The organism is Solibacillus sp. R5-41 (assembly GCF_002736105.1).
Classification (GTDB): domain Bacteria; phylum Bacillota; class Bacilli; order Bacillales_A; family Planococcaceae; genus Solibacillus.
Map to the genome: position 1 here is coordinate 2,150,367 of NZ_CP024123.1, position 23,310 is coordinate 2,173,676.

The 23,310-nt window shown below is 37.9% G+C and carries 22 protein-coding genes and 1 pseudogene; 7 read left to right on the forward strand and 16 right to left on the reverse strand.

Going from position 1 to position 23,310, the window contains the following annotated elements; genetic code table 11:
• Positions 1-8: 8 nt before the first annotated feature.
• Positions 9-791, reverse strand: a complete 783-nt coding sequence (locus CSE16_RS10375) for an SDR family NAD(P)-dependent oxidoreductase (protein WP_099423832.1) — start codon at positions 789-791, stop codon at positions 9-11.
• Positions 792-1,029: 238 nt separating this feature from the next.
• Here CSE16_RS10375 and CSE16_RS10380 point away from each other — a divergent pair, with 238 nt between their 5' ends.
• Genes CSE16_RS10380 through CSE16_RS10400 form a run of 5 tightly spaced genes read left to right on the forward strand, consistent with a single transcriptional unit; the run spans position 1,030 to position 7,092 of the window.
• On the forward strand, positions 1,030-2,313 hold the full coding sequence (locus CSE16_RS10380; protein ID WP_157764792.1) for an ABC transporter substrate-binding protein: 1,284 nt from the start codon (positions 1,030-1,032) through the stop codon (positions 2,311-2,313).
• A 49-nt stretch (positions 2,314-2,362) separates the two neighbouring features.
• Positions 2,363-3,268 (forward strand): carbohydrate ABC transporter permease, encoded by a 906-nt coding sequence (locus tag CSE16_RS10385; RefSeq protein WP_099423834.1) that lies wholly within the window; start codon positions 2,363-2,365, stop codon positions 3,266-3,268.
• 11 nt (positions 3,269-3,279) lie between these two features.
• Positions 3,280-4,101, forward strand: a complete 822-nt coding sequence (locus tag CSE16_RS10390; RefSeq protein WP_099423835.1) for a carbohydrate ABC transporter permease — start codon at positions 3,280-3,282, stop codon at positions 4,099-4,101.
• 12 nt (positions 4,102-4,113) lie between these two features.
• A complete protein-coding gene (locus tag CSE16_RS10395) occupies positions 4,114-5,868 on the forward strand; it encodes a glycoside hydrolase family 35 protein (protein WP_099423836.1) in 1,755 nt (584 codons plus the stop codon).
• Between the two features lie 21 nt (positions 5,869-5,889).
• Positions 5,890-7,092: an ROK family transcriptional regulator gene (locus tag CSE16_RS10400; protein WP_099423837.1), complete on the forward strand. Its 1,203-nt coding sequence runs from the start codon at positions 5,890-5,892 to the stop codon at positions 7,090-7,092.
• Between the two features lie 364 nt (positions 7,093-7,456).
• Here the strand turns inward: CSE16_RS10400 and CSE16_RS10405 are convergent, their stop codons facing one another.
• The 6 genes from CSE16_RS10405 to CSE16_RS10430 all read right to left on the reverse strand — a co-directional run bounded on the left by CSE16_RS10405 (position 7,457) and on the right by CSE16_RS10430 (position 13,414).
• Positions 7,457-7,993, reverse strand: coding sequence for a TVP38/TMEM64 family protein (locus tag CSE16_RS10405; RefSeq protein ID WP_157764793.1), 537 nt, complete (start codon positions 7,991-7,993; stop codon positions 7,457-7,459).
• Positions 7,994-8,099: 106 nt separating this feature from the next.
• A complete protein-coding gene (locus CSE16_RS10410) occupies positions 8,100-9,719 on the reverse strand; it encodes a Na/Pi cotransporter family protein (protein WP_099423839.1) in 1,620 nt (539 codons plus the stop codon).
• Positions 9,720-10,008: 289 nt separating this feature from the next.
• Positions 10,009-10,677, reverse strand: coding sequence for a peptidylprolyl isomerase (locus CSE16_RS10415; RefSeq protein ID WP_099423840.1), 669 nt, complete (start codon positions 10,675-10,677; stop codon positions 10,009-10,011).
• Positions 10,678-10,781: 104 nt separating this feature from the next.
• On the reverse strand, positions 10,782-11,192 hold the full coding sequence (locus tag CSE16_RS10420) for a YrvL family regulatory protein (protein WP_099423841.1): 411 nt from the start codon (positions 11,190-11,192) through the stop codon (positions 10,782-10,784).
• Between the two features lie 518 nt (positions 11,193-11,710).
• Positions 11,711-12,457: a polysaccharide deacetylase family protein gene (locus tag CSE16_RS10425; RefSeq protein ID WP_253896059.1), complete on the reverse strand. Its 747-nt coding sequence runs from the start codon at positions 12,455-12,457 to the stop codon at positions 11,711-11,713.
• Positions 12,458-13,414, reverse strand: a complete 957-nt coding sequence (locus CSE16_RS10430; RefSeq protein WP_371514649.1) for a M23 family metallopeptidase — start codon at positions 13,412-13,414, stop codon at positions 12,458-12,460.
• A 657-nt stretch (positions 13,415-14,071) separates the two neighbouring features.
• Here CSE16_RS10430 and CSE16_RS10435 point away from each other — a divergent pair.
• Positions 14,072-14,605, forward strand: a complete 534-nt coding sequence (locus CSE16_RS10435) for a dihydrofolate reductase family protein (protein ID WP_099423842.1) — start codon at positions 14,072-14,074, stop codon at positions 14,603-14,605.
• Positions 14,606-14,990: 385 nt separating this feature from the next.
• On the opposite strand, the gene CSE16_RS10440 is transcribed toward CSE16_RS10435, so the two are convergent.
• From CSE16_RS10440 to CSE16_RS10460, 5 genes and pseudogenes are all read right to left on the reverse strand, one after another.
• A complete protein-coding gene (locus tag CSE16_RS10440; RefSeq protein WP_099423843.1) occupies positions 14,991-15,548 on the reverse strand; it encodes a 5' nucleotidase, NT5C type in 558 nt (185 codons plus the stop codon).
• Positions 15,549-15,557: 9 nt separating this feature from the next.
• Positions 15,558-16,640, reverse strand: coding sequence for an FAD-dependent monooxygenase (locus tag CSE16_RS10445; protein WP_099425809.1), 1,083 nt, complete (start codon positions 16,638-16,640; stop codon positions 15,558-15,560).
• Complete coding sequence (gene ribD / locus CSE16_RS10450) at positions 16,633-17,745, reverse strand: bifunctional diaminohydroxyphosphoribosylaminopyrimidine deaminase/5-amino-6-(5-phosphoribosylamino)uracil reductase RibD (protein WP_099423844.1); 1,113 nt, start codon at positions 17,743-17,745, stop codon at positions 16,633-16,635. The genes CSE16_RS10445 and ribD overlap by 8 nt, the downstream gene beginning before the upstream one ends.
• 13 nt (positions 17,746-17,758) lie before the next feature.
• Complete coding sequence (locus CSE16_RS10455; protein WP_099425810.1) at positions 17,759-18,496, reverse strand: GTP cyclohydrolase II; 738 nt, start codon at positions 18,494-18,496, stop codon at positions 17,759-17,761.
• A 739-nt stretch (positions 18,497-19,235) separates the two neighbouring features.
• Positions 19,236-19,748 (reverse strand): annotated as a pseudogene (locus CSE16_RS10460) (cysteine hydrolase family protein).
• 161 nt (positions 19,749-19,909) lie between these two features.
• Here CSE16_RS10460 and CSE16_RS10465 point away from each other — a divergent pair.
• Positions 19,910-20,404, forward strand: a complete 495-nt coding sequence (locus tag CSE16_RS10465; RefSeq protein ID WP_172954432.1) for a GNAT family N-acetyltransferase — start codon at positions 19,910-19,912, stop codon at positions 20,402-20,404.
• A 52-nt stretch (positions 20,405-20,456) separates the two neighbouring features.
• Here CSE16_RS10465 and CSE16_RS10470 read toward each other — a convergent pair whose 3' ends face one another.
• From CSE16_RS10470 to CSE16_RS10485, 4 genes are read right to left on the reverse strand one after another with little or no spacing between them, the layout of a single operon-like run.
• Positions 20,457-21,182, reverse strand: a complete 726-nt coding sequence (locus CSE16_RS10470) for an ABC transporter ATP-binding protein (RefSeq protein WP_099423846.1) — start codon at positions 21,180-21,182, stop codon at positions 20,457-20,459.
• Positions 21,157-21,942, reverse strand: a complete 786-nt coding sequence (locus tag CSE16_RS10475) for an ABC transporter permease (protein WP_099423847.1) — start codon at positions 21,940-21,942, stop codon at positions 21,157-21,159. The genes CSE16_RS10470 and CSE16_RS10475 overlap by 26 nt, the downstream gene beginning before the upstream one ends.
• Entirely contained in the window at positions 21,939-22,232 is a 294-nt protein-coding gene (locus CSE16_RS10480) for a thiamine-binding protein (protein WP_099423848.1), read from the reverse strand. The genes CSE16_RS10475 and CSE16_RS10480 overlap by 4 nt, the downstream gene beginning before the upstream one ends.
• A gap of 3 nt (positions 22,233-22,235) precedes the next feature.
• Entirely contained in the window at positions 22,236-23,216 is a 981-nt protein-coding gene (locus tag CSE16_RS10485; protein WP_099423849.1) for an ABC transporter substrate-binding protein, read from the reverse strand.
• Positions 23,217-23,310: the final 94 nt, after the last annotated feature.

The window sequence follows — 23,310 nt, forward strand, 5'->3', positions numbered from 1 at the left end:
GTTCTCCCCTATTCGTATTGTGAAGTATACAATCTCGTGCTTAATCCACCATCCATGACGATATTTGCTCCCGTCACTTGCTTTGCCAGTGAAGAAGATAAAAAGACACACATATTACCTACTTCTTCTGGATTACCAATTCTCCTTGTTGCATGTAGCCCATTAATATGTGCTTGAACAACATCAGGTTGCTCAAATTGTGTCAGCCAAGTTCTGTGATGATGGGTATCCATAAATCCTGGAGAAATTGCATTTACCCTTATCCCTTTATCACCTAAACTTAATGCCAAACTTTTTGTGAAACCAATGACACCTGATTTCGCGGCAGCATACATTTCTGTATTTGGTAAAGTAGCTAATACATGATTCGAAGCAATATTGATAATTACCCCGTTATTTTTTTTCACCATTTCTTTACCGACTGCTTTCGATAATAAGAATACACTTCTTAAATCCGTGTTCATCATTTTATCCCAGTCTTCTATTGTGCAATCAAATATTGATTTAAATATGGTGATGCCTGCATTGTTCACCAATGTATCTATTTTCCCGAACTCTTCAATGACTTGCGCTACTAACTGCTCAATTTGAGTTACATTCGTTACATCTGTTTGTACAAACTTTGCTCGGTATCCAGCGCTCAATAGTTCTTGCTCAAGCGCCAACCCTAACTGTTCCTGCAGTTCTGCAATAATAACAATCGCTTCCCTTTTCGCATATTCCCATGCAATACCTCTGCCAATTCCTTGCCCTGAACCCGTCACTATAACTACTTGATCTTTTATATCCATAAAAAACACCCCACTACTAAGTTAATAAATTAATTTTATAAAGAATATACTACAATGCTAATGAACATTCAAACAGAATATTAGAACTGTTAGCGTTATTTTAAAAATTCAGTAAAATCATTGACTACCATTTTTTATTTTGCTACATTCTATTTAAATAAATTTAATTAATTAAGTTTAGTAAATTAAGTTTATTTACGCTAATCAATTCATAACTTAATCAAAGGGGGAAATGGTAATGAAAAAGTTAGGGGTATCGCTGTTACTGTTGGTATTGTCAATTATATTATTGAGTGCTTGTAACAGTGAAAATGAAGCAGAAGCAGAGACGGATAACAATTCAGGTTCTAAAAAAATTACTTTATGGTACTGGAATCGTGGATTAGATGAAAGCGTTTTAGAAAAAGTGAAGGAGGAATTTCCAGATATTCAATTAGATCTTCAAAAGTTACCTCCAGGTAAGGATTATAAAACAAAATTAACAGCATTATTAACATCAAAACCAGGCAAAGATTCACCAGACTTAGTATTGATGAATATTTGGTTATCAGAATACTTACCATACTCTGAAAAATTTTTGAATCTATATGATTATAACGGAAAAGATATTGAACAAAATTATCCAGCATGGAAAGTACAACAAGGCGTTTCAGGTGATGGCAAAACAATGATTGCGGTACCTGTTGATACAGCTCCTACAGGCCTCTTCTATCGTGAAGATATATTCAAAGATGCTGGCATTGCCTCTTCACCTGAAGAGCTAAGCGATAAAGTGAAAAGCTGGGATAATTATGTCAGTGTGTTACAAGAGTTAAAGGATAAAAAAGGTGTTTATGCGGAGTCTTCTATGAAAGATGTATTCTCAAAGCAAATCAATAAATTAGATAAACGTTACTTTGATGCAGACAATAAATTTATCGGTGATCAAGAGCATATTAAGCAAGAATGGGATAAAGCTATCTCTTTAGGTAAGGACGGATTGGTATTAGGCAATATCGAGGAGCTAACACAAGAATGGAATGCTGCGTTAATTAATGGAGAGATTGTTGGCTATGATGGACCAGTTTGGGCAAAGGATATTATTATCGACACTGCTCCTGCACTTTCTGGAAAATGGAAAGTTTCTCGCTCCCCTGTTGCTGACGGTAATGACGGCGGTTCATTCCTTAGTGTACTAAAATCTTCAAAAAACCCTGAAATAGCAGTAAAAATTGCAGAATTTATTAATAATGAAGAAAACCAAGTGACATCTTATAAAAATATGAGCTTGTTCCCTGCTCATAATAAAGCGCTTGCAAACACTGAACTTGGTCAAAGCGAAGAATATTTCGGTGGTCAAAATACTTCAGAAGTGTTTGTTGAATCAGCAAAAAATGTGAAAGAGGCCTTCCGAGGCACGAAAGAAACAATTGTGTCTACTGCATTTCGTGATGAACTAGATTTAGTTGCAACTGAAAATAAAGATCCCGAAAAAGCATGGCAAGATGCACTAGATAAAATCGCCAGAGATTTAAGTATGTAAAAAGAAAAGGGGAAGCTATTCCCCTTTTTTATTTAAGGATGTGAAAATAATGGGAAAAACCATTCGCAACAATGCTAGACTATGGCATGACATTAAAAAAAATAAAATGGCTTATTTATTTATCTCCCCCTTCTTTATTCTCTTTTTTATTTTTGGTGTGTATCCTTTACTATTTTCATTGTATCTATCTCTTTCAAGTTGGGATGGTATTGGCGAAATTAAATTTATTGGTTTACGTAATTTTGAATTATTAATGACGGACCCTGTCTTTTGGAAGTCTATATCTAATACGATAATCATTTGGTTTATGTCAACCATTCCTATGATTATCTTTGCATTGACGATCGCATTTTTATTAAACTCCACATTCGTAAAGTTTAATAACTTGTTTAAAACATTATATTTCTTGCCGAATGTTACAGCCATTGTAGCAGTAGCATTAGTATTCGGCGTGATTTTTTCACCTAATTATGGGCTTGTTAATTACCTGTTGTCTTTACTCGATCTAAATGCCGTGGACTGGCATGGTAACAGTATCGGTGTCAAAATTGCGATTGCCTCCATGGTTATTTGGCGTTGGACAGGATACAACGCCATCATATTTTTAGCAGGACTCCAAAATATTAATACTGAATTATATGAAGCTGCAAAAATTGATGGTGCAAGCACATTTGATATTTTTACAAAAATCACAATTCCACTGTTAAAGCCTGTTCTATTATTTGTCGTTATTACATCGACAATCGGTGGAATGCAAATTTTCACAGAACCCCAAATACTCGTAAGTAGTAACGGTGGTCCTGGTCAAGGTGGGATGACGATAGTGCTCTATTTATATCAGCAAGCGTTTACTAAAAATCTTTATGGTTATGGATCAGCAGTTGCTGTCAGCTTACTCGTTATTATTATGCTATTCTCACTTATTAACTGGACACTCGTTCAACGGAAAAAATAGGAGGTTCTAAGATGAAGATGTTCAAAAAAATACTTTTGTATGGTAGTTTGATTCTTGGTGTAATCATTTCTGTTTTTCCATTTTATTGGTTACTTGTATTAGCTACCAACGACAGCAGTGTTACTTATGCTTATCCACCTAAATGGAATTTAGGAAGCGAGTTTCTAAACAATATTCAAATGGTATTTACCGAAGTTGACTTTTTTAAGGCGCTCACAAACACATTGATTGTATCGACAACGACAACTTTTTTTGTTCTATTTCTTAGTTCATTAGCTGGCTTTGTTTTTGCTAAATTCGAATTTCCGGGAAAAAAATTTCTCTTTATTTTTACATTAGTGACAATGATGATTCCTACACAATTATCGCTTATCCCCCTATACTCAATGATGCAACAATTCGGCTGGGCTGATAGTTATAAAGCTTTAATTATTCCTGGTTTAGTCAGTGCATTTGGCATTTTTTGGACAAAGCAATATGCTGAAGGTGCAATTCATGATGATTTATTAAATGCTGCACGTATAGATGGAGCTGGCATGTTTCGAATGTATTTTAACGTAGCACTTCCTATACTAAAGCCTGCACTAGCCTTTTTAGGTATATTCACATTTATGGGCGTTTGGAATGATTATTTATGGCCGTTAATTATATTAAATGATCCTTCTAAGTATACATTAATGGTATCTTTAGCAAGTTTAAAAGGGTTACATGCTACAAACTATGCAGTTGTAATGACTGGTACCCTACTGGCAACATTGCCGTTAATTATTTTATTTTTAATTGTAAGCAAACAATTCATTTCTAATATTGCAGCGGGAGCTGTTAAAGACTAAGGAGCGAAAATGATGAATTCAAAAAAAATATTATCTTACAAAGAGCGTCAACTATTATTAAATGATCAGCCAATACAATTAATCTCTGGTGCGATTCATTACTTCAGATCAATGCCTGAGGATTGGGTTGATTATTTAGCAAAATTAAAGGCTTGTGGATTTAATACTGTAGAAACCTATTTACCTTGGAATTTGCATGAACCTGAAGAAGGTGTCTATGACTTTGAAGGTTTAGCAAATGTAGAAAAGTTTTTTGAAATTGCTCATTCATTAGGTCTTTATGTCATTGCTCGGCCTAGTCCTTATATTTGTGCTGAATGGGAATTTGGCGGCTTACCTTATTGGTTATTAAAAGATCACAATATTAATATTCGAACGTATGATAAGAAGTTTATAGAAAAAATAGATGCCTATTATGATGTATTAATCCCAAAATTAACACCCTTCCTATCTACTAATGGGGGGCCAATTATTGCAGTACAAATCGAAAATGAATATGGTAGTTTCGGCAACGATAAACAATATTTGAATTACTTAAAAGATTCGCTTCTCCAAAGAAACGTAGATGTATTACTGTTTACAAGTGATGGACCTACCGATTGGATGCTAACTGGCGGTACGGTTCAAGATGTTTTACCAACTGTCAATTTCGGGTCACGCCAGGAAGAATCTTTTGAGATGTTAGAAAAACATGCTGGTGCCGTACCACATATCGTCATGGAATATTGGAATGGTTGGTTTGATCATTGGAAAGAAAAGCATCATACACGCAATGTAGATGAAGCCGTAGATATCTTTAAAGAAATGCTATATAACGGAGCTTCTGTAAATTTTTATATGTTCCATGGTGGGACGAATTTTGGATTTTACAATGGCGCAAATTGCGGAGAACAATACGATCCAACTATTACAAGCTACGACTATGATGCCCCTCTTACTGAAGCAGGAGATATAACCGAAAAATATATAAAACTAAAAAATGTCATTGAGGAATATACCGGTATTGATGCTGGGCCTATTCCTGAAAACTCAAAGAAATTGGCTTATGGAGCGGTCCAACTTTCTCAAAGCAAGCAACTTTTCGATGCCTTAAATCAACTGAGCTCCCCACTTCGAAGCCCACAGCCATTAACGATGGAAAAGGCAAATCAGGATTACGGCTTTATTTCATATCGAACGATTTTGCCAAAAAATATGGGTACTGGACCTATTCGCATTGACCGTGTGGCAGACCGTGCACATATTTTTATTAACCAAGAATTCAAAGGCATCATTGATCGTTGGGAACAGCAAGAAATCGATATTCATGTAGGAGAAAATGATGTACAATTAGATATATTAGTTGAAAATATGGGTCGGGTGAATTACGGCGAAAAAATGTTTGACCCAAAAGGCATTGTCAGTGGGGTTCGCTTCAAAGGGCAGTTTATTTTCGATTGGGAAATTTATACGTTACCACTAACAAATATAGAGCAGCTTTCATTCAATCAGTTACAGCCACTTCGCAAAAATGAACCTACTTTTTATAAAGGTACTTTGACAATCGATGAAGTAGCCGATACTTTTATCGAGGTGCCTTCAGGTGAAAAAGGCGTTATCTTTATCAATGGGTTTAATATAGGTCGCTATTGGTCTGTTGGTCCACAAGAAACGTACTATGTACCAAGTAGCATTTTGCGTAAAGGAACAAATGAAGTGATTGTTTTTGAGCTAGACGCTGAAAAATTACAAACTGTGCAATTTACAGATGTTCATCGCCTTGGATAATAAATAGTAGGAGGAAATATTTTGAGACTAGGTACATTTGAATGGATGAAATCAGTGAATCGATCCATTATTATTAATAAAATCAGAACAGACGCACCTATATCTAGAGCTCAAATTGCCAAAGAAACCAAAATCACTCCTCCGACAGTTAGTAGCAATGTTAAAGAATTAATCGCATTAGGTATTGTAGAAGAAACAGATTATGGCACTTCAAGTGGTGGACGCAAACCGAAAATGCTCATGCTAACGGAAAATAAGTATTTTGTAATAGGTGTTGATGCTGGTTCGCAAAAAATTCAAGCTAGTTTGTCGAACTTAAAAGGGGAAATTTTAAATCGCTACCACTGCTCACTAGAAGGTGTCCATACAAATGAATTGTTTATTGAAGCGCTTATGACAAGCATTGATACGATTTCATCATTTTTAAAACCTTCTCAGGACATTTTAGGTATCGGAATCGCGATGCACGGTGTGGTCGATCCTCTCAAGGGAGAAGCCACATTTGCACCCAATTTAGGATTAACGAACATCCCGATTAAAGAAATGTTATATGAGCATTTTCAAGTGCCCATCTATGTAGAAAATGATGCACGAGCTATGGCAATGGGTGAGGCATGGTTTGACACAACAAACGTTCCGCAATCATTAGTAACCCTCAATATCGGACGCGGTGTTGGCGCCGGAATCATCGTTGATGGGAAGCTTTTTTATGGCAAAGATTACTTAGCTGGTGAAATTGGTCATATGACGATTAATATGAATGGCGATATATGTGACTGCGGGAATCGCGGATGTTTACAAACGTTAACGTCTGGAAAAACAATCGCTTCTAAAGCAAAGGAGCGAATTCCTTCCACTCATTTCGAACGGTTTAATGACCAAATTACAGGGGACACGGTTTTTCAGCTCGCCTGCCAAGGAAATGAGGAGGCTATTAAAATCTTCCACGAAATTGGACATGCTATTGGTATTGGGCTCATTAATCTCATTCATATGTTCAATCCTGAACGTATTGTCTTAGGTGGAGGAGTGATGGATGCATCACAATACATATTACCTATCGTGAAGCAAATCATTCAAGAAAAAGGGCTTACAGGGAAAGCCAAAAATAGTCATGTTGAAATATCTAGATGGGGCCATGATGCTACATTAAAAGGAGCCATTGCCATTGTACTTTCCCATGTCTTTGATGATGTTGCAGAGGATGAACTCTCCAACGAATGATAAATGTTTGTACAAAATCCTAAGATGAATCTACCAAGCTTTCATGTTTATTGGACGCTCTCTCTCATTGTTTTTTTTGCAGGGAGGGCGTTATTCCAAATAATCTATGTATGAATTCATTCTCGTTTTTGATAGACTTCCCCCCTGTTGAAGTTGTCCTTTTCCATATTGATTAAGCCCCTATTTAGAATAATAGTATTCACCAGGGGAAAAAACCATTAGAGCCAATAGTATAAACAAATATTTTTTCATTAACATCCCCCTTAAAAAATTTAGACGTGTAAAACTCCCCTAATGTTAAAATTTGTTGAATTACAAAAAGCAACCCAAAGCATGGTTTGGCTATGTTTGTACGTATCATAACTTATGAAGATAATTTCCGTTTCAACTTTTGCCCGATTAATACTAACAGGAGCATATATGTACCAACTAAAATAATGGTGCTGAATTGATTGTCTTCAAATTGCTGGCCGGCCATTGTAAAAGCGACCATTGTGGGAAGTTTGCCAATGACTGTCGCGAAAGTAAATGCCCAAATAGACATGGATGTGATACCAGCAATGGCATTCAAAGCTGCTGAAGGCATGATTGGAATTAATCGACCAATTAAAATGGCCAAAAATACATTGCGATCCAGCATCGTAAAAAAGCCGTTTAACCGTGCATACGCTGCGACCTTTTTTCTTGCCCAACGCGCCAAAATGGTCCGACTTAAATAAAACATGCCTATACAGCCAACTGTTGTTCCACCAAGGCTTATCAATAATGCGAGCCAAAACGGTTGATTTGCCGCAATGATCCCTACAATTAACGGAATGGGCATAGCCGGTACAAAGGCTAACCCCACCATTATTAAAAAACTAATCCAAACACTCGCACTACTTTCCTCCACCAAATCCATGTAACATGTCACCTCTCTGTAAATCATTTGTTTTATTTTATCTCATTTCCTTAAATATTAAACGAACAAAGGCGAAAACCCTGTCTATGTGGGTTATCGCCTTTTGTTATTTCACTGTATCCACAATGTTTTTCGCATGATCGCCAATTCGTTCTAAATTGCTGATGATGTCGGCAAAAACAATGCCTGCTGAACCAGAGCAAATGCCTTCATTCAGACGGTAAATATGCATTTTTCGCAATTTACGTTCCATCACATCAATTTCATTTTCTCTTGCATATACATCTTTTGCAAGTGCTGGATCATTTTTTTCAAGTGATTGTAAAGCAAGGCGCACTGTATCCATCGTAAATTCATACATTTCAACTAATTCTGCCTGCGCATCATCACTTAGTTTTACTCTATTTGCATCACGGTATTGTAAAAGCTCCACGATATTTTCTACATGGTCACCGATTCGCTCGATATCACGAATATTATCAAATAAATTATGATGTAAATTCGATTCTGTTTGTGATAACGCTTGTTTCGATAGTTTCACTAAATAGTCCGTTGACTTACGATCTAAGTTATTAATTGCCTCTTCTAATTGCTCGACATTGCCAATTGCCTTGGTGTCACCTGATTGTAAATAATTCAAGGCTTCTTCCATGCCTTGTACACTATAAGAACCCATATGTAATACTTCCATTTTTGCTTGTCCTAAAGCGACAGCAGGAGATTGGGCAATTAAATTTTCATCTAAATATTTTGGATTATGCGCAATGACAGAATCTTCACCCGGGATGAGCTTCGTCACGATCCATGCGAGTGCACCGATAAATGGTAATTGGATTATTGTATTAGCCACATTAAATGTACCATGAGCAAACGCAATTTGCATTTTGTTTTCTAAGTTTAATACACTAGAAATCCATTCCACATATGCAGTGAAAGGAACTAATAAAAGCATGAAAATAACTGAACCAATTATGTTAAATAACACATGCGTTGCTGCGGCACGACGAGCAGCGACTGAAGCACCAATTGAAGCTAAAATTGCAGTAATGGTAGTTCCAATATTATCACCGAATAAAACAGGTAGCGCTCCTTGTAAAGGTATTAACCCTTCTGCATAAAGCCCTTGTAAAATGCCGACAGTCGCAGAAGAAGATTGAACAATAAGTGTAAACACAGTACCGACAACAAGACCTAACACTGGAATGTCACTCATTTGTACAGTTAACTCTAAAAATGGTTGCCAGTCGTGTAATGGTTTCATCCCGCTACTCATCATTTCTAAACCGATGAATAATCCAGCAAAACCGAATAATACTTGTCCAATATTTTGGATTGTACTTTTCTTAAAGAAGAATAAGAATATAGCACCTAATGCCATAATTGGGTATGCATATTCGCCGACATCAATCCCGATAATAAACGCGGTTACCGTCGTACCGATATTGGCACCCATGATGACACCAATCGCTTGTCTTAATGTCATAAAGCCAGCACTTACAAGTCCAACTGTAATAACAGTCGTCCCTGAGCTTGACTGAATTAAAACCGTAATTATCATCCCGACAAGTACGCCCATAAATGGATTTGTCGTAAACTTATCTAATATATCTCGAAGTCGATCGCCGGCCGCTTTTTGTAAGCCATCGCCCATATACTTAATAGCAAACAAGAATAAGCCTAAACCGCCTAAAAATTGAAATATCATTTCTTGAAAATTATCTTCCATAGTCAACTACCTTTCAACGTACTGTGCCCTATTATCAATCGCTACATTAGAAATGTAAACAATATTTACAATCTCTTAACATTTAATTAACATTGTGCAATAAAACGTCAAATAATTTTTGTTTTGATATGATAAATTCCCTTTAAATAGGGGTGTTTAACGGATAGAACGTCTAACTGACAGATAGATTTTCGATTTTGACGGATTAAAGCCCCTCTCCTACTAGCTAACTAAAAAAAATTCCCCCGTAAATGCGCATTTGGCTGCGAACATTTGCGGGGGGCATGTTTTATTTTACAACTGGTGCAGGATAGTCAAAGCCTTTCGTGTCGACTTCAACCTTTTTCATTTGCTGATCTTTTAACGGTTTATCCGCTGCATCTCTTTCGGCATTAACAATGTTGTCCACCGTTTCGATGCCCTCGATTACTTTACCAAACGCAGCGTAGTCACCATCTAATTGTGGTGTGTTCTCTGCCATGATGAAAAACTGAGAGCCAGCAGAATCTGGATCTTTCGAACGTGCCATTGAAATGACACCGCGTTCATGCTTTAAGTTATTTTCAAAATCATTTGATGTAAATTCACCTGCAATGCTATAGTCGGGACCACCTGTACCATTACCTAGTGGGTCTCCCCCTTGAATCATAAAGCCAGGGACTACGCGGTGGAAAATAAGCCCATCATAAAAACCGTCTTCCACTAAAGAAATGAAGTTCGCAACCGTATTAGGTGCGACGGCAGGATCTAATTCCACAACAATTTTCTCGTCATTAGCCATTGTAATTGTAACAATAGGGTTTTCCTTTACATTAGCTGCGTAATTCTTTTGCTCAGTAGGCTCCTTCGGGGTATCTACTACTTCATCATTTTCAGTTTTATCGCCACAAGCAGATAAAACGAATACAACTGCCAATAGACTAACTACTAAATAAAATAATTTATTTCGTGCAAACATGTGATTCCAACTCCTTATGTATTATGTGTACTTTCCCATATTAGCAGATTTGCGAGAGGATTACGCGATAGAACGTTCTAAAAGTTGAAACACACCTTATTTCATTATTTTTCGTGCGGGTCTCTCGGATTCTTTTGTTCAATAATATCAACGATAAGATATAAAATGGCTGTGATAACCGCGTAAATAATCGCCCCAAAAACCGGAATCGAAATAGATTCCATGACGTTTACTGCGATAAGCATCAATGTGATGGAAATAAGTAAATGCCCCCAAAACTTATGGTACATGTGATTTGATTTTGCTTTCGTCTGAACAAATCTTTGCATTATACTAGATAAAATAAACTCCACAATGCCGAACACAATAATAAAAATAGCGAAGGATTTCCAACTTTCATATGTAAATCCTACTAAAATTAACGCGAACACTTCCGCGGCAATAACCACACCGATAATCGCAATGAAAGCGAGGACTGCGATGAGAATGCCGAATATGTTGCTTAGTTTGTTCATGTAAATTTGCCCCTCCCTTCACATAGCTCAACTGTAGCAAATGGCTACCGTCCCCTATTATACTCATTCCGTGATAAAAAGTTTTAATTTTCATCTTAAAGAATGAAATCTATTAATATTTCACTTATTTTGAGAGAATTAGCGAAAACACGTCCTAAAAAATATTTTGATAGAAAACATCCCATTTCTACGTATTGAGGTTATAAGGGCTCTAGCTTGAAGGTACAAAATGGAGATTACAGAAGAAAATGTAGTAGAACAGTTAATCATGAAAAATGAAAAAGCGTTCCAATAGAAATAACAGAATCACACATTCCTTATTTTTGAAATGTCAATGCGGAAAACTTGATTTACCTAAGGAAAATTCCATTCGCATTGATACAATCACTTGTTTTAACACCGATTTCTTCAAAAATTGATTAAGAAATAATCGAACTTGATTTAGGTGACAATTAAAACGAAGATGAAATAGAGCCCTTGCACATGTTAATCAGCATGCGCAAGGGCTCCATTACCCACTATGGTTTTTCCACATTCTCTCGTTGCACCTTTAACAAGTTTGAAATGGTCACAAACTGGTATCCTTCTTTTTGTAGCGTAGGTAATATCTGGGAGAGTGCCTCTACTGTCTGCTTCCTGTTCCCACCACCGTCATGGAATAACACGACATTACCTTTTCTTGTTCCTTTCAGTACGATGTCAACAATTTTTTTTACACCGGGGTCTTTCCAATCTTCCGTATCTAGATGCCAAGACCACATCACTACTTTATAGCCATCCTTTACCACCGCTTCAATTAACGCATCCGTGTATTGCCCCTCCACCGGTCGAAATAACTTAGGCGCGTATCCGGTTATACTAAAAATGACTTCATTTGTTTGTTGAATTTCCTTTACGAGCTTTGGAACGCTTGCTTTAAATGGATGGGAGTACGTATGATTTGCTAACTCGTGCCCTTCTTCATGCATGCGTAAAATAACTTCTGGATTTTTTTCTGCGTATTCTCCTACGACAAAAAACGTTCCCTTTGCTTCATATTTAGCTAATAAATCCAGCACTTCATTCGTGTATTTTTTGTGTGGACCATCATCAAATGTCAGCGCAATAATTTTTTCATCTGTTTTAATATCCCATACAATTTGTCCAGCGTTCTCATAATACGGTCTGCCCTTATCTGCGGCCATAGTGACCACGACGTAAAATATGGAAACGAGGAGGATTAAAATAAACAATACTAGACACACTTTAACAACTTTACGTTTCAATTACATACCGCCCTTCGTTTGCCGCTCCCATAGCAAGAGTGATGGATAAGGATCGAATGCCCACTCTGTTCGACCATTAAATTTATACATCCCGTAATGCAAATGTGGTGCGAACTTACCAGAAGTGCCCTTTTTCCCGTAACCACTACTACCAACAAAGCCAATGAGCGTGCCTGGTTCTACAATGTCCCCAAGTGCAATATCTTTTTGAAAACTATTTAAGTGGGCATAATAGTGGTACGTATTGTGATGATCTCGAATACCTATCCGCCAGCCGCCAAAATCATTCCAACCGATTATTTCGATGATACCGTAAGAGGTAGAATAAACATGTGTTCCATACCCCGCAAAAAGATCTGTTCCTTCATGCATCCTTCTACCTCCCCATCCACGATTCGCACCCCATGTCCCTCTGTAGCTGTATTCAAACTTTATAGGGAGTGGAAAATGATGTTTTTCAAGAGCAATAGTTTTAAAATGCATAAAAAGGCGCATATTGGTCATGATTTGTTTGACCGTTTCTTCCTTTTGATAATAAGCCATTAACGCCAATTCAAAATCCGTTTCGGATGTACCGAAACTGCTTATATAGCTGACCAGGGATTGGAGCACATCTTCATCATGTTGCGGATCGGCCACACCATCGCCGTTCCCGTCTATACCGAAGCCACCAAAATAGCCGATTGATGCAGGGGAAGTATCTTCACTAAATGGATTGATGTCCCCGGCCCAAAACTCTTTGGAAAATTGGATAGCGGTAATACCTTCTCGCTTCGAAATATCTGAGCGGACCGCCTGGATGTTTCGTTCATATTGATCCACCGCTGCTATTTGGTACCAAGGAACAGATGCTTGCTCAAACTGCTTATAAAAAGCCATTCGTTCTTGATATATCTCTTCTTTGGATGGTGAATCCTGAGCTGATGCCACATTCGAAAAAATCGTACTCCATAGTATGAAACACGAAAAAATGGCAATGGGACGAACGAACAATAAGTAAACCTCCTTTCCTTCATTCTTAGTGTGAGTTCAAATTTATTTTTCATGAGTTAAAATTTTTTTATTAGTTTGAGCTGACAAATTGAAATGAATACGAAATTTTAAATGCCAAAATAAAAACAAAAAAAATGATTCGAATCGCAGTTCAAATCCTTTTTTTCGTTATTAAAATTTTTTTATAAGTCTAATGAAATAAAGGATTTCTTTCTTATGGGGAATCTAATAACGTGTCGTTTTTTAGTTTGGCTAAGCACATGAGGCGCACAGCTTTGTGCTTTGTGGAAGGCTAGCCTATGTGAAAGTTTGAGGTTCTAAAGCTTTTTCATAGAGTGCGTCGCTGCCGTTGGTGGCGACGGATTCTTATGAGGTTTACATTCTGGATGATTACTGAGTTACATTTTTTATAATTACAGCACCTATAACTTGTAGGAATGATACGTAATCTGATGAAAATTTATTATCTTTTATAATTATAGACAATCAAATAAATTTTGTATTTATTCTACAATAAATTGAAGGTGAACACACGCACGAACAAGATGCATCCATTGTATTTTGCGTGCATTTCGTCTAAAATGATTAGAACATACATTCTATATTGTGGGAGGAGAAATTATGAATACTCAAAGAAAATTAATGCTGTTCATTGCCACGAGCTTAGATGGCTATATTGCAACAAAAAACGATACTTTGGAATGGTTGTTTAAAGTGGAAGGTGAAGGTGACAATGGGTATTCCGCGTTTTATGATACAGTGGATACCGTTTTGATGGGAAAAAGAACGTATGATTGGATTAAGGAAAACATGACCGGTGAATTTCCATATTTAGATAAACAATGCTATGTCTTTTCAAGAGCGGTACACGAAGAAAATGAAAAAGTAACGTTTATCAATGATGATATCGTGAATTTTACGAATGAACTAAAAACACAAAACGGCAAAAACATTTGGCTTGTAGGTGGTGGCGAGTTGTTGCATTCCTTCTTAAAAGATAAATTGGTTGATGAATTGATCATAACCGTTGCGCCAACATTAATTGGCAATGGTATTCCGTTATTTAAAGAACAAGAATTCCATTTAGAGCTTACTTTAAAAGGAATTCAGCAGTTCAATCAATTTGTCGAACTCCATTACGAAGTACGAAAATAAAAAGCATTGATTAAAAGAGAGCCCTTGAGCGCACGAAATTAAAGTGGGCTTAAGGGCTCTAAATGGTAAGCGGTCTATCACCTGTTCAATTGAACCGTCAGCATGTGTAGGCTTTAACGTTGTAATTCCTTTCATTTAAAATAATTAAAAACACCCACCTGCTCGTTTACCGGGTAGGTGGGTGTAAATTTTTGATGTATAGAAGCTGAATCGGTCCATTTTGAAAGAATAAATATTTTTTATAAATCGATACTTCAGAATTTTAGTAGTGGTTTAACATTTACTTATATTGAAGTTTTATATCAATTACGCATTAAAAGGCAGGAGAGCATACTAAAAAATTTGTTGTTCAAAATGGAATCACTTCAAAAGCAATGTACAGCCATCACCGTAATTTTTCGAAATCTTTCCAGTCTGTTAATCGCGGGTACGTTACATGCTGGTTGTACGATTGGTCCTTTACGATTACCTTCGTTGAAACAGCAGAAAGCGTATCCAGTACGGCGGGTTTATCGTCCACGTAATAATCGAGTTCGAGTGCCTTAATCGTCGCAATTTTTTCGTCGTCTTCCATACCACAAAAGAAATGTCCCTCTGCGACAGGAAAGCCTTGTGCGATCATCCAATCTTTTGTACGTCCACAAAATTGCTTCGGACGAGAGGTAATGTAATACACATCATGACCCTCTGCAACGAGTGCTTGCAATGTTTCAAGTGCCCCTTCATACACCGGGCAACTTGTGAAATAAATTGTTTCCATGGAACGCTTCCACATCGCGCGCCCTTCTTCATTTGTTAATCCAAATGGGGCATGAATTTCAACTGTTGGAATGCCTTGAAAGACGTCCACCCCAAAATTTTGCTCAAATTCCTTGTTATATAATTCAAACGCATAGCCGCGCAAATGAATTAATGTATCATCTATATCAAAACCAAATTTCATATTTTCCACCTAATCCATGACGATGAAATTTTGCGCGAAGCCTTTTTCCTTTTCAACTTGCATTTCGCGTAATTTCGCCGTTTGTTGTTTTCTCATTGTTGCACATTCCTTAAAGTTGGACTGTAAAATGGTGTTCGGATCGAGTAAACTCGCGAACACGTCTGCATCCTCCATCGCTGCATTAAGACCAAACGCTCCGGTTGGTGTCATTGTATGCACCGCGTCACCGATCAATAAAACCCCATCTTTTCCCCAATTTTCACTTGTGGAGCTAAATACATCGAGCAGTACAAAATACTGCCATGATTGGATATGGGTTTGGACACTGTTTGTTAGTTGCGGGAACGCTTGCACGAGCTTGTCGATAAATGGTGCGAATGGCTGCTTTCTTAACTTCGGATAACTGCCTTTTTCGATATTCCATCCAATTTGGACATAGCCTTTTGCTTGCGTGAACAATGAAATTTGCATCCCATCGACGAGTGCCATTTTAATTGCCGGAGTCCAGTTAGCCGGTGTGGGAATACGTGCCCACAGTAAATCATAGCCGTGACTATAAATTTGCGTATCAAGCCCTGCTTTTTTGCGGATTGTTGAGTGACGTCCATCTGCGCCAACAATTAATGCTGCATCAATCGTGAGCTCTTCTCCGTCGTGCAAAGCCAAAACTTGTGTATAATGCCCGTTTGAGTCCTGAACTAAACTTTTGACAGTCGTATTGAGGAGTAAGTGAAAGTTCGGGAATTGTTCTGCTTCCTCTGTAATGACTTGTAGCAAATGGGCTTGCGGTACATGAATACCTAAGTGCCCAACAGTTGGGTCGGCTTTTATTGTTTTTATTGTTTTACCGTTATGGCAATATTCCAGAGTTTCCATGCGCAATAGTCCAAGCTTTTCCACTCGGTCAAATAGGCCATGTTTTTTCAATATGGCTTCTCCCGTTTCATTTAAATGCTCGCCACGAAATGCTTTAGCTAAAGAGTTTGTGCGCTCGACTAACAGCACAGAAAAGCCCTTTTTTACTAGTAGCAAGCTAAGGAGTGCGCCGCCTGGTCCTGCACCGACGATACAAATATCAACATCTTTATGCACGTTCATCACCCATTTGAGGGTAAGCAATGAGACAAAAATCGTCCCCTATTTTTTGCACATCTGAAAAATCAAGTTGCATTGCCGCGTCCATCGAGGTTACATCTTCACCGCGAAACGGATTAATCGAATGTTCGCCACCTAACACTTTAGGTGCTACGTAGACGATGAATTTATCAATCAAACCTGCACGAAGGAACGAGGCATTCACCGCGCCGCCCCCTTCAACTAAAATATCCGTAATGCCAACATCATAAAGCTTTGTCAGCACTTCTTCTATCTTTAAGCCGCGCTCATTTTTCCCTACGCGTACAATTTCCACGCCTAATGCGACTAAGCTTTGTGCCTTCTCTTCATGCGCTTCTAGTGAAGTGACGATGATTGTTTTCGCTTCGGTTGTATTTGCAACGTGACTTGTTAGCGGTGTTTGCAAATTCGAATCTAAAATTATACGTACGGGATTTTTACTGTTGCGATCATCTAGGCGTGTAGTCAGTTTTGGATTATCTGCGAGTACAGTCCCAACCCCGACTAAAATCGCATCCATTTCGTGTCGGAGCTCATGTACATTTTTGCGTGCAGCTTCCCCTGTAATCCATTTAGAATGACCGTTTGCTGTAGCTATTTTTCCGTCGAGCGTCATCGCAAATTTCGATACAACAAACGGACGGCTTGTAAGCATATTATGAATAAACCGTTCATTTAAACGTAGCGCTTGTTCCTCTAGCAGACCAACTTGCACTTCAATGCCGGCATCTTGCAACAATTGAATACCGCGGCCTGCAACAGATGGATTCGGATCTTTCATTGCAATAACAACTCGTACGACACCGGATTCCTTCACTAAATTTGCACAAGGCGGTGTTTTGCCATAATGTGAGCACGGCTCCAGCGTCACATAAAGAGTCGCCCCTTGCGCATGTTCACCTGCCATACGGAAAGCATGAACTTCCGCATGAGGTTCGCCCGCCTTTCTATGTAAACCCGTGCCTACAATAACCCCGTCTTTTACAATAACTGCGCCGACAAGTGGATTCGGATTCGTATTGCCGCGCGCAGTTGCTGCTAAATCTAATGCAAGCTGCATATAAGTTTGATCGTTATGCATTATGGACTTCCCCTTACCCGGTAATTTTTTGTTGAATATGACCTGATTTTTCTACTTTTGTTTGTAAATAATGACGGTTCGTTTCCGTTTCTCCACCCCATAAAGGCACATGCCCATTTGTCAGTAGTCCGTGTTCTTGTAAGGCTGCGAGTTTTTTCGGATTGTTTGTAATGAGTGTCACAGGTTTTGTTCTTAGTGAACGCAGCACTTTAATCGCATCTTCATACGACCTTGTATCATCTTCAAAGCCGAGTGCATGGTTCGCTTCTACTGTATCGAAGCCTTCTTCTTGTAATAAGTACGCGAAAGTTTTCGAAAATAGCCCAATACCACGTCCTTCATGATCAGCTAAATAGAAAATAGCGCCACAGCCATTCTCGACAATCATTTTCATCGATTCATGCAGCTGGTAGCCACAGTCACAACGCTGTGAGCCAAAAATATCGCCTGTATGACATATACTATGCATACGAATGAGCGCATTGTCTGCATTTTCAAAATCTCCATATACTAAAACTGAAGACTGTTGCCCAAATGCTAGATTCATTTCGTTTAAGGATGAAATGACTTCCTCTTTTGAGTGCGCTATGTCCACTGGTAGCCAGCTGTACCAGTTAAATGTTGCTTCAAATTCACTTTGCTTCACTGGTAATTTCACTGGGCCAACTACTGCTATATTTTGAAAGTCGTTACGCGCGACCAGATTTGTTTTATCTAGTAAAATCGAAAGTATATTTTCCATGTTGTCCATTCCCATCTTTTAGTTACTTTATGTAAGCTAGTATATTATAATAACTCCAAATCGTCAATTGAATCCGCCCGTTTTCATAGAGAAAACCTTATTACAAAGAAATATCAACGCTCGTATAAGCTTCTAGCAGCATACTTTTTGATAATGAAAAAAGCTGTGCTGAAAGTTTTAACTCTCGGCACAGCTTTTGCTTTTATTTTTATTTCAGCATAAAATGTGGTAAAAATGGAACATTAAATTCAATGCTTCATAGGTCACTATCTTTAACACCCCCTTTCTCAAAGGAGTGCCAACCGCCGTCCGCTCTATGTTTTGCTGTTAATCTAGTTTATCATATAAATTGAAATGATTATACAACTTTTGGTAATTCAGGGTTGTTTATGATTAATACAAATAAAACACGCTACCAATTTTAGTTTCAGTATTTAGTGGCGTTTTTGTTTTTATATGAGAAATGCTTATTACAGAAACGCAAAAAATTCCGTGCTTGATACCGACCCATTTGGATTAAACTTGCCGTTGTTAGCAAAAGGACTTGGGAATACTTACATTTTTTACGCTTCTAGTTCTTCATAAGTTAAATCAGTAGCATCCATAATATCTCCTTTGTATGAATGCAACATCATTTCGTCTTCCCTCCGAACTTCCGCAAGTATTTCTTATTGTAACTGTTCTAACATTTCTTTTGGCAGCTATAATGAGCTTTTCAATATTTAGTTACACCCGGTGTAATACATTTCTATAATTCATCTTCTATCAATGTTAAAAATCTGTTTTTCCATATATTTTCATAAAAATCAATTGTGTCTTCTGCAGACATAAATGGATTATTCAAAGTTGAGGTTGCTTTTTGTACCATGGAGTTTTCATAGCCCATTCCATGAGCAAATTTAATTGTAGCATCCATACAGTATTCTGTTTGAGCGCCGCAAAATTCAATGCGTTGGATATCTAATTGGTCTAAAAGTTGTTTTAAGTTCGTTTTGTAAAATCAATTTGCATGTTTTTTTCTTACAAAATAATCATGTTTTTGGACATCTAAATAGGCATGAATTGCCCAAAGTTCTTCTTCGGGTACTAATCCTTCATCACAGTGTTGAACAAAAACGATAGGTTTATGTAATTTTCGATATAAGGCGATTCGATTATTTACTTTCGTGAGTAAATTTGATAAATCAAATAGATGATCTCCGCTGTAACATACGCCATTTTGTAAATCGATAACGATTAAAACATCTGAACTAGTTTCCATTCGTTTTACCTCTTTCATTTCACAATATAGTAATTATTTTATCATTTGAGGTAGGATACTACACCTTTAATTTACATTATCGTTTAAAAAATCAAAAGAGTCAGTCATTGATTATTTGGTATAATGAGAAAAATAGGAAATTAAAAGGAGTTTTAGCTATGATTGAAATCCGAAAAGCAACGAATCGTGATGCTGAAGACATCATATTTGTGATGAGCAATGCAGAAGAATCTGGTTTTATGCTATTTGCACCTGGGGAAAGAAAGGTGACTCCTGAAAGTTTAGGCAAGCTTATTGAATTAATCAATAGTCAAACCAAATCAGGTATGTTTATTGCAACTGAAGGTGACCGCATATTAGGCTATATGATCGTCCAAAATGAAAAGCCTCAACGCATTGCACATCGAGCATATATTGTCATTGGCGTACATAGTGATAGTCGAGGAAAAGGTGTAGGTAATGCACTTTTCACTTCGGTTATTTCATGGGCAAAACAAGTGGAGCTTCATCGCCTAGAGTTAACCGTTATCGCGACGAATGAAGTAGCGGTTCATTTATATAAAAAAATGGGCTTTGAAATTGAAGGCGTTAAAAAAGACTCTTTATTTATCGACGGCCAATATGTGGATGAATATTATATGTCTCGTTTATTATAATACGAAGTAAAGCACAATCCATTTAAACAATGAATTGTGCTTTATAAGATTTTCACTCCATCAACAAGTTCAAAAGCTTTGTACGTGCTTGGAAAAATTCCTCGGTTTCTAACAGTTCCTTTGTGCGCTCTTTTGGAAACGGCACTTGGATTTCTGCTTTAATCGTTGCCGGGCGTTCCGATAGCACATAAATACGGTTTGCCAAAAAAAGCGCTTCATCAATTTGATGGGTAATAAATAAAATAGACTTTTGACGTTTTTTCCACATTTCTAATAGCCAAATGTGCATTTTATGGCGTGTAATTTCATCCAGTGCTGAAAAAGGCTCGTCTAGACAGAGCAAGCTTTGCGGACTTAATAAAGCACGTAAAAAGGATATACGCTGCTTCATGCCACCTGAAATTTCGTGTGGATAGGCGTGTAAATAATCCCCTAATCCAATACGTTCAATCCATTCAATAGCTTCATCCTTATTAACCGTGCCCGATAATTCTTGTGCAAGCAGTACGTTTTGTAACACCGTTCGCCAAGGTAATAGGCAGTGATGCTGTGGCATATAGCTAATGTGCCCACTTTCCCCATTAATGAGCGTATCATCAATGAAAATTTGACCAGAAGATGGTGGCAATATCCCGCCAACACATTGTAATAATGTACTTTTACCGCTACCAGAAGGACCAAGCAATGCCACGATTTCTCCATCTTGTACATGTAAATCAATATCTTGCAAAACTTCTTGCTGCTGAAATTGCTTATGGAGTGCTTGAATTGTTAGCATGATGTGGCTCCTCCTTTTTATAGCTATGTACAAAACGCTCTTCTATTAGGCGAATGATTCCGAAAACGCTTAAGCTTAGTACGACAATGAGTGTAATCGCAACAAACACGCGATCTGTGCGAAAGGCTGATTGTGCATATGTCATATACACGCCTAAACCTTGTTTCGCACCGAGCCATTCGGTAATGACCGCACCCATCACGCTATACGTAGCGGCAATCTTTAACCCTGAAAATAACGCTGGCATTGCAAACGGTAGCTCAAGCTTCCAAAATTGCTGCCATTTTGTCGCACCAGCCATTTGAAAATACTGTCGCAGTTCTGGTGTCGTTTGACGTAACCCATCCAACAGGGCAATCGCAATTGGGAAGAAGCATACTAACCCAATAATGACGACCTTTGGCATAAGCCCGAAGCCAAACCAAATGATTAATAGTGGCGCTAGCACAATCGTCGGGATATTTTGCGATATCAGGATTAATGGATAGCCAACTTTATGGACGATCGGCAGTAAATGCAATAAAATCCCTACGATAAAACCAATTAAACTTCCAGCTGTTAAACCGATGATTGTTAGCTTAACCGTTGCAATGACATGTGGTAAAAGTTCATCAGACGTTTGAAAAAGCTCCATTATGACTACAGATGGTGCAGGAAATAGCCAAACTGGTAAATCTAGTAGCCGCACGACAATTTCGGCAATGATGAATAAACTTAGTAAAAAGCCTATCGTAATGCGATACTTTTTCCAAAGGTTCATGAATCATATTTCCCCGTTAGCTTTTCGATTGATGCACCTTGTGGGTTATATAAAATTTTCACTTGAGAAATGACGCTAATTGCACCCAGTTCCACCATTTTTTCATTCATTTTTTCAATCAGTTGTAGAAGCTGTGTTAGCTCGCCTTCCATCGTTGTTTCTAAAGGACCTACGCGATAAACGACCCCAGACGCATCAATCATTGCAATGGCTGCATCGACATACGGGATCACATCTTCATACCGTTCTGTTTTCGGGATAATTTGAATACTTACTAAACTGTTGGCCATTTTTTATTCCTCCGGTAAAAATTGATTTGTAAATGCTTTTTCAGCATCTAATTCTTTTTCGATTAACTTATTTTCGAACATCCAATTCGCGTAGTTTTCCCATACGTCTAATGATTGGATTCCCCACTGTGACGCTTCTGCTTGGTACTGTTTCGATAACCAAATCGCACTGTTCACTACTAGTTCTTCATCTAATTCTGGTACGGCTTTTAATAGCATACTTGCCGCTTCTTCTGGCTCGTTAATCGCTAGTTCATAGCCTTTGCTTACGGCCTGCATAAATGCACGAACCGTTTCTTCTTCCTCGTCAATGTACTTTTCATTCGTAATAATTACCGGTGTATAGTAATCCAATTCTTTCGCATAATCTGTTAAATATAGCATATCAATAGCTTGCTCACGTAACTCCGCTTCAATGCCTGTCCAGCCGTAGTAAATCCATGCAAAATCAATATCTTGTTTCATCATATTAAAAAAGTCTGCAGAGCCGGCGTTAACAATGTCTACTTTCTCTACATCCCCATCTTCCATGCCCATTACCGTTTTTATAATGGCTTGTTCAACTGGTGAACCCCAGCCGCCATATGTTTTTCCTTCAAAATCTTTTGGTGTTTGAATCCCCGTTTCCTTTAATGATGCAAAACCCGATGTATTGTGCTGAATGATGGCTGCAATGGAAACGATTGGGACACCTTGCAATCGCGCCTGTGTAACGGATTCTTGGGCACTAATTCCGAACTGTGCTTTGCCTGTTGCAACAAGCTGATCTGCACCTGCATCCCCTGGTTGAATAATTTCAACATCCAGACCTGCTTCCTCAAAATACCCTTTTTCCTGGGCAACATATAAGCCCGTATGATTCGTATTTGGCGTCCAATCAAGCACCACTTGAACTTTCGTCAAATCTGAATCTTCTGTTTTAGCATCTTGTTGACAGCCTACTAATAGCAATGACATGCCAATAATACTTAACCATTTCCACATGTAAAAATCCTCCCTTTTTCGCCTAAGTATGTACAGATTCTTGCGTTTTTTTGCAAGATCTATCTTTCAAATGAAAAGGACTAATAGAAAAATG